Raw genomic sequence first — 12,804 nt, 5'->3', positions numbered from 1 at the left:
TCCTCCTAACCTATACTGCCCTTCATTTCCAGACGGATCAGATTGTTCATTTCCAAAGCATATTCTAGCGGAAGCTCCTTTGATACGTTGTCCGCAAATCCACTGACGATACAAGCTCTGGCATCTTCCTCGCTCATACCACGGGACATCAGATAGAATACCGCATCATCACTGATACTGCCGATCTGTGCCTCATGTCCTACATTTGCCTTTCTGGTACGAATATCCATCGCCGGGATCGTATCAGATCTTGAGATAGAATCCAGCATCAGCGACTGACAGGATACTGCTGCCTTGGAATTCTCTGCTTCCTTTGCTACTACAACGGAAGAACGGAAAGTACTGATACCTCCATCCTTTGAAATAGATCTTGTATTAATGTAGGAACTGGTATCCGGTGCACTGTGAACGACCTTTGCTCCGGTATCCAGATTCTGTCCTTTTCCGGCAAATGTGATACCGGTAAATTCCATCTTCGCGCCCTTTCCCTTAAGGATACTCATCGGATATAGATAGGATACGTGGGATCCGAAGGAACCGGAAACCCATTCGATCGTTCCACCTTCTTCTACAACTGCACGTTTTGTATTCAGGTTATACATATTCTTTGACCAGTTCTCGATCGTAGAATAACGAAGCTTTGCATTCTTACCGACAAATAATTCCACGCACCCGGCATGGAGATTTGCCACGTTATATTTTGGTGCAGAACAACCTTCGATGAAATGAAGATCCGCGCCCTCATCCACTATGATAAGGGTATGTTCAAACTGTCCGGCTCCCGGTGCATTCAGACGGAAATAGGACTGCAATGGGATCTCTACGGATACACCCTTTGGTACATATACAAAGGAGCCGCCTGACCATACCGCACCATGAAGAGCTGCGAACTTGTGGTCATTGGGACGAACCAGCTTCATAAAATGCTTTCTTACCATATCTGCATATTCGCCATTTAATGCACTCTCCATATCGGTATATACAACACCCTTTTCAGCTACCTCCTGACGGACATTGTGGTATACCAGCTCGGAATCATACTGTGCTCCGACACCTGCAAGAGATTTTCTCTCTGCCTGTGGGATGCCCAGTCGTTCAAATGTATTCTTGATATCTTCCGGCACATCAGACCATTTTGCTTTCATATTTGTATTTGGTCTGACATAGGTTACGATGTTGTCCATATTCAGACCTTCAATCGATGGTCCCCAGTCCGGTACTTCCATATTATTATAGATCTGCAGGGATTCCAGACGGAAGGTCTGCATCCATGCCGGATCATGTTTCTCTTTCGAAAGCTGCTCAACAATCTCTGGCGTCAGTCCTGCCTTGATCTTATAAGCATCTTTTTCATCATCTTTGAAGTCATATATATTTCTGTCTATGTCTTCTACATATGTTTTTTCTTTCATATCTATCGGATGCTCCTTTCAAAGACTACTGATTCTGCTCTGTCTTCTCATATTTTGCAAATCCATTCCGGTTGATCTCCTCTACCAGAGATGCATCACCGGTCTGTATGATCTTACCTTCTACCATAACGTGTGTATGATCAACAGATAAGGACTCCAGAATCTTCGTACTATGGGTAATGATCAGAAGACTGCCCTTGCAATTCTTCTGGTATTCTTCGATACCGGCAGATACTGTTCTTACAGCATCAACGTCCAGACCGGAATCTGTCTCATCAAGGATTGCAAGTGAAGGCTTCAGCATCAGGAGCTGTAAGATCTCTGCCTTCTTTTTCTCACCACCGGAAAATCCGACATTCAGATCACGCTCTGCATAGGATGGATCCATCTGAAGGATCTCCATTGTACGCTCCAGCTCTTTCTTGAAATCATATAAACGCTGTCTTTTTCCTGTCTTCTGCTCCAATGCATTTCTGATAAATGAACTTAAAGTCACACCCGGAACCTCTAATGGATTCTGGAAGGACAGGAAGATTCCTGCTTTCGCCCGCTCATTGACAGGAGCCTCTGTAATATTTTTACCCTGAAACCAGATTTCTCCGCTCTTTATAGTGTATCTTGGATTTCCCATGAGTGCATAGCCAAGTGTTGATTTACCTGTTCCGTTTGGTCCCATGAGAACGTGTGTCTCACCTTTTCCGATTGACAGATCTACACCATGAAGGATCTGCTTCTCCTCTACATCCACATACAAATTCTTTACATTTAATAACTGTTTCTCTGACATATTCGTGCCTCCTGTATATTCATCTATTCTTTCACTGTTTGTCCGGCTTTTCCTGCCACATCGGCAAGTGTCATATTATCAAAATAATTATTGATCAGATCGGCAAGTCCTTGCCAGATCGGTAATGTATAACATAATTCCGACCGGTCACATGGTACTGAATCATCCTTCAGGCAGGATACCGGTGCAAGGGTCCCTTCGGTCAGCTTGAGGATCTCTCCCACACTGTATTCCTCCGGTTCTCTGGTCAGACGATAGCCACCTCCATGTCCGCTTGCCGCTTCGATCAGATGTGCTTTTGACAGCATCCGGGTGATACTTTCCAGATATTTCTGTGACAGCTCTTCGTGTTGTGATATTTCTTTTAGTGGTATAAAACTGCCATCATGATTTACCGCCAGATAAACCATAACGCGTAATGCATACCGTCCTTTTGACGAGATGACCATAGTATTTCTCCCTCTTTCCAAATTATGCTACAAAGATAATATTCCTATTCACCTACCATGTCAATAGGTGAATAATATTTTTGTTGCTTTTTCGACTGTAAACCTTTAAACTGGAACAGTATGGCACGTATAGATAATTGCGTAAGCATTAGTTACTAATATGCATAAATCTGAATTACGCAATCATCTATATAATAAAGAAATAGATAGGGTTAGTTTATGAGTAATAAAAATACGAAAAGTTTTGGAAGCAGATGGGGGTTCATTCTGGCTTCTGTTGGTTCTGCCGTTGGTATGGCAAATGTCTGGGGATTTCCAAATAAATTGGGAAGTAATGGTGGCGGCGCATTTCTGCTGATCTACCTGCTTTTTATCTTTATATTCAGCTATGTGGCACTTCCGACCGAATTTGCGATCGGACGAAGAGCCGGAACAGGAACACTTGGTGCTTATAAATATGCATGGGAAACAAGAGGTAAAAAAGCCGGTACTGCAGGTGGACTGCTTGGCTGGCTTCCACTTGCAGGCTCCTTATGTATCGCGATCGGTTATGCGATCATCGTTTCGTATATTTTAAAAGCCTTCCTTGATTCTCTGATCGGAACTTTAATGCATGAAGATACAGCAGCCTGGTTTGATTCATTTTCATCCAAACCGTTCTCCGTGATCCCGCTTCACATTATCGTGGTAGCCGGAACGCTTCTGACTCTGTTCTTCGGTGCACATAGTATAGAAAAGACAAATAAGATCATGATGCCGTTATTCTTCATCATTTTTCTGATCCTTGCAGTCCGTGTTGCTATGCTTCCGGGCGCAGCAGAAGGATATAAATTCATGTTCACACCGGACTGGTCAAAGCTTGCTGATCCTATGATCTGGATCTGGGCAATGGGACAGGCATTCTTCTCCCTGTCAGTTACGGGAAGCGGCATGATCGTCTATGGCGCTTATCTATCAAAGGATGAAGATGTTGTCGGAGTTGCAAGACATACCGCGATCTTTGATACGATCGCTGCCGTTGTCGCAGCACTGGTCATTATCCCGGCATGTTTCTCTTATGGCGTTGATGTCGGAGCAGGTCCAAGTCTTCTCTTTGTTACCCTGCCGACCATCTTACAGAATATTCCGCTCGGACGGTTATTTGCAATTATCCTGTATATAGCAATGATCTTCGCCGGTGTAAGCTCCCTTCAGAATATGTTTGAGGCGGTTGCAGAATCACTCTTACACCAGTTTCCGAAGCTCAGCCGTACCGCAGTCCTGATCATCATCGGTGTGTTATGCCTTGGCTGTGGCATCGGTATGGAGACGATCTCCAAATGGGGACCTTGGATGGATATTGTTTCGATCTACATTATCCCGATCGGCGCAACTATCGGCGCTGTCTCATGGTTCTATGTTATGAAGAAGGATGAACTGCTTGAAGCTGTCAACTGCGGCAGCAAAAAGAATCGTGGCACACTCTGGTATTCCATCGGACGTTACCTCTATGTACCACTTGCCATTGTATTATGTGCAGTTGCGTTGTTTAAACATATATCGTTCTAAAAAACAAAACGGCGGGGAGTTCCCCCGCCTGTTCTTTTGGTTGGATCTGGATCTTTCGACCAGCCCATAACTGTGACTTGCCACACTTATATGGTATGGCGATATCATAAAAATGTATCCTATTCAAATAAAATAAATAACTTATTTCTACTAAAACCTAATTTTCACTTCCACACCATCACCTGTATTTTTCATCTCACAGGTAAATCCATGGCGATCCATAATGGTTTTGACGATGGATAAGCCAAGCCCGGTTCCTTTGTGTCCATGTCTGCTGTTATCCCCTTTGACAAATGGATTCCAAATATTCCTTAAAACATCTTCCGGAATCGGCTCACTTGTATTCTGAATGGAAAGGCTCTCATTGCTCATCTGAACTGTGATCTTTCCATCCTTTGTAACATACTTAATCGCATTATCCATCATATTCATAACTGCCTGATACATCAGAGTCTCGTCTGCTTCGATCTGGCAGCTTCCCTGAATGTCAAACCTGATATTTTTAGTTTTAATTGTTTCCGCATATACCTCTGCTGCTGTATTTATGATGTTCCTGATATCAACTTTAGTCTTATGAAGCTCTGTGTTTACATTCTCAGCCTTTGCCATATCAAGGATGGATGCAACCTGTTCATTCATTGCCTTTACTTCATTTAATATCCCATCCATATAATACTGGTTCTTCTCCGGATTCTTTCCTGATTTCAGATTCTCGGCATACAGAGAAATAACGGCAAGCGGACTTTTGAGATCATGCGCCATCGCATTTGAAGTTGTTCGTCTGTACTGCTCCATATCATACGCTGATTTATAGGATCTGTACATTACATATGCGATCAGAAGTGAGATCAATACACTTCCAAGCACTACCCCAAGCCATGTATAAATGATCATATGTCCCATCAGTGACTTTACAATATTATAATGATAATCTATGACCGCAAAAGCAGTATTATCATTGTTGACAGGAAATGCATAGACTACATGTGTGCCGTATGCACATTTTTCTATATCTTCCACATATTCCCAATTGGAATTATTCTGATAATCATTCACGATCTCATCCGTACCTGTATACCGGTCAACCTTTAACGATGTTGGTATGCAGCCAACGACTCCATGCGGAATGGTAAATCCCGAACTCTGATCCAGCTTCACATAACCATCCGGTATCTCTGATACCGTTCTTTCCTGCTCCTCCCCATCTGCAAAACAAGTATAGGAAGCCGGATAAAACTGCATTCCTGATACATAGATCTCATTCATTTTATCAAGTGAAAAATCCGCAGACATATCCTTTATTTCAGGAACAGCCGCTTCAAATATATCATTATCACAATACAGCATATATTTGTTCTCAGATGTATCATTGATCTGAAGAAATACCTTATCCTTCTGATCCGTGATCTCTGTCAGATTACCGGCATCGTCCTTCTGATACAGATGAATAAATCCCTGCATATTGACCACCTCACTGTCATTTAACGCAGCCATTGACAGATTATTCAAATATATCATATTTCCAATATAATGATCATACGGTGTCTGGAACTCGTAATCTGTGTCTTTCTGTTCTTCAAGCTCCGTCTGATAAATATTCCAGTATTTTATGCCTGCCTGACGGATCGTCTTTTCTGCAGCCTGCACATTGCTCGATATATTATTCTGAAATGTCAGGTTTAAAAATGCTGTAATGATACCCCCAAGTATCGATGTTACAATAATAAACGGAATAAAAATCTTTAAAAAGAAGGAATAAAACTTCTTTTTTTTCCCATAATATTTCTTTTCTTTTTTCTTCATATGATAGTCCACCTCTCTGATCTGATTACTCCATCCGATATCCTTTTGCAAATACGGTCTTTACCAGTTTACCGCTGTCACCAAGTGCTTTGCGAAGCTTCTTTACATGGTTGTCAACCACACGGTCACCACCATCGTAATCATACCCCCATAACCGGACAAGCATATCATCCCTTGTCACGATCATGCCCTTATGCTCCATCAGGTATTTGAGCATCGCATATTCTTTTGGTGCAAGCCGGACCTCTTCTCCTGCTGCCTCAACAAGCAGTCTGTCCGGATACATCTTGATGTCTCCCACCTGGATCACCTGATTCTTCGTCCACAAGCCTTTCGACCTACGCAAAAATGACTGGATCTTCGCCTGAAGCTCTGCCATGGAAAATGGTTTCACAACGTAATCATCACAACCGAGATCGTACCCGTAAAGCCGGTCTTCTTCTCTGCCTCTGGCAGTCAGAAAAATGATCGGAACGTAGCTCTTTGACCGGATGGCTCTGCATATCTCAAATCCATCTGCCCCCGGCAGCATCACATCTAAAAGTGCCAGATCATATTCATGTTCGTACACCAGAGCAAGTGCCTCGTCTCCGTCCGCCGCCCAGGTAAATGTGATCTCACTCTCTTTCATGTAATCCATGATGCCCTCTGCAATTCCTGCTTCATCTTCTACAAGTAAAATGTTGTAACTCATAACGCTCCCCATTTCCAGAATTCATTTTTAATCTCTCAATATCTTAGATTCTGAACCTATCATACATGGCAATTATATCCTATTTGTATCCTGTTGTACACAAATGTAAGTTTTCAAAACGAAAAGAACGTCCTTCTGCCTGGTATCAATGCCCATTATATAACTCGTTACGATTTCTGTTTGTTGCACATAACTTATTCGTAAATACTCCTGTGCTAACTCGCCTGCGGCTGAGCGGAGCACTTAGTGAAGACGAGCGTTAATGCGAAGTCTGAGGTTAGTGCGTGCCATGTAAGTACACTTAGTGAAAACAAGCATTAGCGTAGTTTGAGCTTAGTGTAGCTTACTCTGATCTGGTTATGTGCACCGCACAACGAAATCTCACTGATGTTATATTAATGAACATTGATACCAGGCAGAAGGACGTTCTTTTTATTTTTTCTTCTTATTATTTTGCTACTACAAATTCTGTTCCATCCAGGTCTTCGGAAGCTAAGATATCAAGCAAACGAAACGCTGGTCCGGTTGGGTGTGTTCTGCCACACTCCCATGCCTCTACTGTTTTCTTCGAAACACCCATATAAGATGCAAAAACTCCCTGTGTCATTCCTGCCCGCATCCTGATCTCACGAATTTCTGTATTTGAATATTCTTTCACTGGCATTATCATATATGTTTTTACGCGAGCTTTTCCCTGTCCTTTTTCATACTCTATTGCTTCTTCCAATCCCTGTTTTAAATCATCAAATAATGAACCCATAGAAATCATCTCCTATTCTTTGCCGTTTCCTCTTTCAAAGATTTTACCAACTTCTTAAGTACATTTTTTTCTTCATTTGTCAGATTTTCCTGACTTTTCTTTTCAAATGCAGTTATTAGATAGGTAACTTCATATTCTGCAAAATCCGTATAACATACACGAACACTACCACTCTTTCCTCTATTTTCTAATGGGAACCGTACCTTACGTATTCCACCAGTCCCTTCCATTACCGGTCCTGATTCTGGATTTTTTAATAGCATAATTTGCAATGCTCGTAACTCATCTTCCCCAAGCCCTATTTCTTTCCACCGTTTTGTAAATAATGGTATTTCAATAAATGTTCTTATCATTCGTTAATTCATCCCTCCTTTTTTCTAAATAGTATACCCTATTTTGTAGGGTGTCAATCTTTTTATTTAATCTGTGTTGTCTAATATCCTATTTTACACGATCACAAATTATTCAAAATAAAAGGAGCATCCCTTTACCGAATATATATCCAGTAAAGAGATGCTCTATTATTTTATAAAATCTCATCCAGATAGTCTAATAGCTCCGGTAATGTCTTTCTTCCAAATGCCACATGTTCATCATTCACAACAAGGCACGGTACGCTCATAACCTTATAGCGTTTCTGATAAGATGGATATAGCATCACATCGTAAATCTCTGCTGTAACCTGTGGATTTTCTGCGGCTATTTTCTGTGCTGCGATGACAAGATCGGGGCACATGGAACAGGCAAGTGTTACAAGAATCTTGATATGAAGCGGCTTTTTGATCGCATGAATACGCTCCATTATCTGTGCATCCACTTCTTGTCCCGGTCCGGCAGCATTATATAAGCCAATCACAAAAGAAGTGAATTCATGTCCACCCGGTACACCATGGAAGCCAAGCCCGGTATCACTTCCGTCTTCTCCCAAAATCCTGACAAATGGTCGTTCGTTTGCCGGAACAGAATCCCCGTCTGCCCCTTCCTCCGCAACGATTACACTGAGTTTTTCGGTTCGTCTGCTCATAGCTTCCATATATTGTTTTAGCTGCACTGACTCCTGCTTCTGATTCAGATATAATTTCAGGATCAGCGGATGCGCCATGCGGTCAAAGACCTCATCTAACTGCTTTTCCGTCTCTTCATCAAAGAACTCGTCCGACAATGAATCTTCTGCTTCCGGCTGTTTCTGTTGTCCAGTTTTATGCATTTCATATCCGGTATTTTCAGCGACCACAGGCTGCATTCCTTCACGCTTTTTCTCCTGTGTAACATTCTTCTCCTTTGATTGTTTATTTTCCCGCAAATTCCGTGATGGCTTTGCTCCATTCTTTTTCTGCATGGCTGCCACATACCGTTCAAGCTCTGTCGCTGCAACTGCACCATCACCGACTGCCGTCACTACCTGACGAAGATTTTTCTGGCAGACATCGCCAGCCGCATAAACACCCGATATACTGGTCTGTCCGGAAGCATCCGTAATTACATATCCCTTTTCATCAATCTCTGCTTTTCCCTGCAGCAACGAAGTCTCCGGCTCGTATCCGGCAAATACGAAAATACCAAACGTATCTCCTTTTGGCGCATGATATACACTTTCTTCTCCTGTTTTCACATTTTTATACACCAGTGTTGTCAGGACATCTTCACCCTCCGCGCGGACAATCTCAGTACTGGTAAGCACCGTAATTTTTTCATTTGCTCTGGCTTTATCCGCCGATGATTTAGGGCAGGAAAAATCTTCGCCCCGGATCAATATCGTCACATGGCTGGCATACTTGGTAAGGAATACACTTTCCTCCGCAGCGGCATAACCGCCACCCACAACAAATATTTCCTTGCCGGTGAAAAACTCTCCATCACAGGTTGCGCAATAAGCTACGCCCCGTCCTTTAAACCGTTTCTCTCCCTCAAATCCGATCATTCTCGGATGTGCTCCAGTTGCGAGCAGAATTCCATAACAGGAAAAGTCGCCCTTATTTGTATGCACGATTTTATATTCTCCATCTACATCCAGCTTTTCAACCTCTGCCATCAGGAATTCTGCACCAAAATTCTCTGCCTGTCTGTACATAGCAGCGGTCAGGGATTTTCCATCTGTTTTCTCTATTCCCGGATAGTTCACCACCTCTTCTGTGATCGTGATCTGTCCGCCAATCTTCTCTTTCTCGACAACAAGCACCCGGTAACAGGCTCTCGCCAGATAAATAGCTGCTGTAAGCCCCGCCGGTCCCGCGCCTGCAATCACCACATCATACATATTTTCATTCTTCATTCTTACAATCTCCCTACAAGATCCAGACTTGGACGCAGCGTAGCTTCTCCCGGCTGCCATTTGGCAGGGCAGACCTCGTCTCCATGCTCCGCAACAAACTGGCATGCCTGCAATTTACGAAACAGTTCATCTGCATTTCGCCCGACATTTCCTGCACTGACTTCATAGGAAACAATTCGCCCTTCCGGGTTGATGACGAAGCTGCCACGTTCTGCCATCCCATCTGATTCGATCATCACTTCAAAATCTTCACATAATTCATGATTTGGATCTGCCAACATCGGAAACGTGATCTTTCCAATCTTTTCCGATGTATCATGCCATGCCTTATGCACAAAATGCGTATCTGTTGATATGGAATAAACCTCACAGTCGGCAGCCTTGAAATCCTCATATTTATCCTGCAGATCTGACAGCTCCGTCGGACAGACAAATGTAAAATCTGCGGGATAGAAGAAAAATACACTCCATCCGCCTAATATGTCGTCCCTGGTTACTGTTTTAAATTCACCATTTTGATATGCATGCACAAAAAAATCGTTTACTTCTCTGTTAATCATCGACATTGTTTAATCTCCTTTATCAAACATTATTTCTGATTAATATTACCTGTAAGCGATTTTTTATACTGTTAAATTTCTAATGCCTGTCTTGTCTAAGTATAACATTGAAAACAAATAAAGTTTTGGTCTGTCTGTGATTCAGTTCCATTGAATAACTCGTTACGATTTCTATTCGTTGCACATGTCTGATTCGTAAATACTCCTGTGCTAACTCGCCTTCGGCTCAAACAAGCACCCGTATTTACTGACAATGTGCACCTCATACCGAAATCTCACAAATGTTATATCAATGGAACTGAATCACAGACAGACCAAAACTTCATTTATGCTTTAATTTTTTTAGACAAGATAGGCATTTCTAACTATAAAATCTTCTTCACATCTTCTGCAATCTGTTCTGCTGTCAGATGATTTTCTTTTAATACTTCATTTACATCGTAGCGGTCATAGAAGAATTTCTTTAAACCGTAATTCAGAACCTTCATATCAGAATCACCATAGAAGCCGGCGATTCTCTGACCGAAGCCGCCTTCCAGATAACCATCCTCTAACGTGATCACGATATCATGATCTTTCTTCAGATCATTCAGAAGTTCTTCATCCATACCGGAAACATACAGTGGGTTAATGATGGTTGGCGCAACTCCTGTCTGCTCCTCGATCAGCGCTGCCGCATCTGTTCCAAGCTGATAGAAGGTGCCTGCACCGATAATGGCAATCTTGCTACCCTTTCGGGTTACTTCGTATTGATTTAACTGACTGAAATCCTTTGTTACAGCCTTTCCGTCCGATACCATCGCAGCTCCCGGAAGCTTGATCGCAACCGGATGCTCTGTCTGTTCTACGCTCCAGTCAAGCATTGCCAGATATTCCTCTTTGGTTGTCGGTGCCAGATACACAAGCCCCGGAATACTTGTAAGCATCGGAATATCCTGTAATCCAAGATGTGTCACATCATTCATTCCATATACAGATCCCGCAAATACAACGATCGTTGCAGGGTTGTTATTGATACACAGATCCTGTGTCAACTGATCATATGTCCGCTGGATAAATGAACTGTATACACCATATACAGGCTTGCCGCCATTTGCCGCAATACCGGATGCCAGTGCAACCGCTGTCTCCTCTGCGATACCTACATCAATAAACTGGCTGCCCGCTTCTTTTCTCTTATCCTCTGTAAATCCCATAACGGTAGGTGTTGCCGATGTGATCGTAACTACAGATGGATCTTCCTTCATTTTCTTTAAGAGATAATCTCTGGTTACGTCGGAATAATCTTCTCCGTCAAATTCCATCAAAGACTTTCCTGTTTCAAGGTCAAATGGCATACACCAATGCCACTGTTCCTTATTCTGTTCTGCCGGTGCATAGCCTTTTCCTTTTAAAGTTTTAATATGCACGACAACCGGTTTCTTACTGTCTTTTACAGATTCAAATGCTGCGATCAATGCAGCAATATCATTTCCTTTATCTACATATACATAATCAAGTCCCATTGCACGGAACAGATTACATTCTGCCTGCCCATTTGTCTCACGAAGCAGTTTCAGATTCTGATATAAACCACCATGATTCTCAGCGATCGACATGTCATTATCATTTACAACAATGATCAGATTGCCACCAAGCTCAGCCGCATAGTCGAGACCTTCCAATGCCTCGCCACCGCTTAATGAACCATCACCGATCACAGCGATCACGTTGCTGTCTTCCTTTTTCAGATCTCTGGCTTTCGCAAGGCCACAGGCAAGACTGACAGATGTAGATGTATGTCCGATCTCAAAGAAATCATGCTCACTTTCTTTTGGATTTGTATATCCGGATACATCATCGTAATGTTCTTCGTAGAGATAAGCATCCTTTCTGCCTGTCAGCATCTTATGCGGATAGCTCTGGTGGGATACATCATATACGATCTTGTCCTTTGGCGACTCAAATACATAATGCATCGCGATCGTTGCTTCTACCATACCAAAATTCGGTCCAAAATGTCCGCCATGCTTACTTGCACGAACCAGCAATGCCTGTCGCATCTCTGCTGCCATCGCCGTCATTTCTTCTATATTCAATTTTTTTACATCTTCAGGTCCGTTAATCTGTTCAATATACATAATTTCTAACAATCCTCCTTATCCCATGACAATACGCCGGTCTGTACCGCTTTCTCATAACGCGATACCTTATAGGCAAGCCGCTTCATGGTCGCCTCGATCTGTTCTTTCTGCTCCTGCAATACGTCATACTGCTCCTGCAATAGCTGCCGTCTTGCCTCAAACGTCATATCTCCCATCTGATACAGTTTCACATATTCAATCAATGCCTCGATCGGAACGCCGGCATTCCGCATACAAACTGCATTTTCTACCCAGCCAAGATCCGATTCCTGATAATCTCTGTTTCCACTCGGAGTTCTTGTAACCGGTGGAATCAGCCCTACACGCTCATAATACCGAAGGGTATCCTGTGAGATACCAAATTTCTCACTTACTTCCTTGATCGTCATCTGCGCC

At 42.7% G+C, this 12,804-nt stretch carries 12 protein-coding genes; 1 reads left to right on the top strand and 11 read right to left on the bottom strand.

Annotation, left to right across the window (positions count from 1 at the left end; genetic code table 11):
- Positions 1–5 precede the first annotated feature (5 nt).
- Genes sufB through GT641_RS10275 form a run of 3 tightly spaced genes read right to left on the bottom strand, consistent with a single transcriptional unit; the run spans position 6 to position 2,648 of the window.
- Positions 6–1,412: a Fe-S cluster assembly protein SufB gene (gene sufB / locus GT641_RS10285; RefSeq protein WP_008399953.1), complete on the bottom strand. Its 1,407-nt coding sequence runs from the start codon at positions 1,410–1,412 to the stop codon at positions 6–8.
- Between the two features lie 25 nt (positions 1,413–1,437).
- Positions 1,438–2,199: a Fe-S cluster assembly ATPase SufC gene (sufC, locus tag GT641_RS10280; RefSeq protein WP_008399954.1), complete on the bottom strand. Its 762-nt coding sequence runs from the start codon at positions 2,197–2,199 to the stop codon at positions 1,438–1,440.
- Between the two features lie 23 nt (positions 2,200–2,222).
- Positions 2,223–2,648 (bottom strand): Rrf2 family transcriptional regulator, encoded by a 426-nt coding sequence (locus tag GT641_RS10275; RefSeq protein WP_021943695.1) that lies wholly within the window; start codon positions 2,646–2,648, stop codon positions 2,223–2,225.
- Between the two features lie 219 nt (positions 2,649–2,867).
- On the opposite strand from GT641_RS10275, the gene GT641_RS10270 reads away from it, so the two are divergent.
- Positions 2,868–4,196 (top strand): sodium-dependent transporter, encoded by a 1,329-nt coding sequence (locus GT641_RS10270; RefSeq protein WP_161117456.1) that lies wholly within the window; start codon positions 2,868–2,870, stop codon positions 4,194–4,196.
- Between the two features lie 150 nt (positions 4,197–4,346).
- On the opposite strand, the gene GT641_RS10265 is transcribed toward GT641_RS10270, so the two are convergent.
- From GT641_RS10265 to GT641_RS10230, 8 genes are all read right to left on the bottom strand, one after another.
- Entirely contained in the window at positions 4,347–5,999 is a 1,653-nt protein-coding gene (locus GT641_RS10265; RefSeq protein WP_161117455.1) for a HAMP domain-containing sensor histidine kinase, read from the bottom strand.
- Between the two features lie 25 nt (positions 6,000–6,024).
- A complete protein-coding gene (locus tag GT641_RS10260) occupies positions 6,025–6,693 on the bottom strand; it encodes a response regulator transcription factor (RefSeq protein WP_161117454.1) in 669 nt (222 codons plus the stop codon).
- 448 nt (positions 6,694–7,141) lie between these two features.
- Positions 7,142–7,453, bottom strand: coding sequence for a helix-turn-helix domain-containing protein (locus GT641_RS10255; RefSeq protein ID WP_161117453.1), 312 nt, complete (start codon positions 7,451–7,453; stop codon positions 7,142–7,144).
- 5 nt (positions 7,454–7,458) lie between these two features.
- Positions 7,459–7,806 (bottom strand): type II toxin-antitoxin system RelE/ParE family toxin, encoded by a 348-nt coding sequence (locus GT641_RS10250; RefSeq protein WP_008399964.1) that lies wholly within the window; start codon positions 7,804–7,806, stop codon positions 7,459–7,461.
- 173 nt (positions 7,807–7,979) lie between these two features.
- Positions 7,980–9,725, bottom strand: coding sequence for an FAD-dependent oxidoreductase (locus tag GT641_RS10245; RefSeq protein ID WP_161117452.1), 1,746 nt, complete (start codon positions 9,723–9,725; stop codon positions 7,980–7,982).
- Between the two features lie 2 nt (positions 9,726–9,727).
- Positions 9,728–10,291 (bottom strand): alkyl hydroperoxide reductase subunit C, encoded by a 564-nt coding sequence (ahpC, locus tag GT641_RS10240; protein ID WP_161117451.1) that lies wholly within the window; start codon positions 10,289–10,291, stop codon positions 9,728–9,730.
- Positions 10,292–10,650: 359 nt separating this feature from the next.
- On the bottom strand, positions 10,651–12,405 hold the full coding sequence (locus GT641_RS10235) for a 1-deoxy-D-xylulose-5-phosphate synthase (RefSeq protein ID WP_161117450.1): 1,755 nt from the start codon (positions 12,403–12,405) through the stop codon (positions 10,651–10,653).
- Between the two features lie 5 nt (positions 12,406–12,410).
- The gene (locus GT641_RS10230) at positions 12,411–12,797 is read right to left on the bottom strand and encodes a MerR family transcriptional regulator (protein ID WP_161117449.1); all 387 of its coding nucleotides are present in this window, start codon (positions 12,795–12,797) and stop codon (positions 12,411–12,413) included.
- Positions 12,798–12,804: the final 7 nt, after the last annotated feature.

It is taken from the genome of Clostridium sp. BIOML-A1 (genome assembly GCF_009874105.1).
GTDB lineage: Bacteria > Bacillota > Clostridia > Lachnospirales > Lachnospiraceae > Coprococcus.
This window is presented reverse-complemented; position numbering and strand designations above follow the sequence as displayed.

Coding starts and splice junctions, on each gene's coding strand:
- GT641_RS10255 (WP_161117453.1), bottom strand. CDS start 7,453: ATGGGTTCATTATTTGATGATTTAAAACAGGGATTGGAAGAAGCAATA.
- GT641_RS10275 (WP_021943695.1), bottom strand. CDS start 2,648: ATGGTCATCTCGTCAAAAGGACGGTATGCATTACGCGTTATGGTTTAT.
- GT641_RS10230 (WP_161117449.1), bottom strand. CDS start 12,797: ATGACGATCAAGGAAGTAAGTGAGAAATTTGGTATCTCACAGGATACC.
- GT641_RS10250 (WP_008399964.1), bottom strand. CDS start 7,806: ATGATAAGAACATTTATTGAAATACCATTATTTACAAAACGGTGGAAA.
- sufC (WP_008399954.1), bottom strand. CDS start 2,199: ATGTCAGAGAAACAGTTATTAAATGTAAAGAATTTGTATGTGGATGTA.
- ahpC (WP_161117451.1), bottom strand. CDS start 10,291: ATGTCGATGATTAACAGAGAAGTAAACGATTTTTTTGTGCATGCATAT.
- GT641_RS10270 (WP_161117456.1), top strand. CDS start 2,868: ATGAGTAATAAAAATACGAAAAGTTTTGGAAGCAGATGGGGGTTCATT.
- GT641_RS10235 (WP_161117450.1), bottom strand. CDS start 12,405: ATGTATATTGAACAGATTAACGGACCTGAAGATGTAAAAAAATTGAAT.
- GT641_RS10245 (WP_161117452.1), bottom strand. CDS start 9,725: ATGAAGAATGAAAATATGTATGATGTGGTGATTGCAGGCGCGGGACCG.
- sufB (WP_008399953.1), bottom strand. CDS start 1,412: ATGAAAGAAAAAACATATGTAGAAGACATAGACAGAAATATATATGAC.
- GT641_RS10265 (WP_161117455.1), bottom strand. CDS start 5,999: ATGAAGAAAAAAGAAAAGAAATATTATGGGAAAAAAAAGAAGTTTTAT.
- GT641_RS10260 (WP_161117454.1), bottom strand. CDS start 6,693: ATGAGTTACAACATTTTACTTGTAGAAGATGAAGCAGGAATTGCAGAG.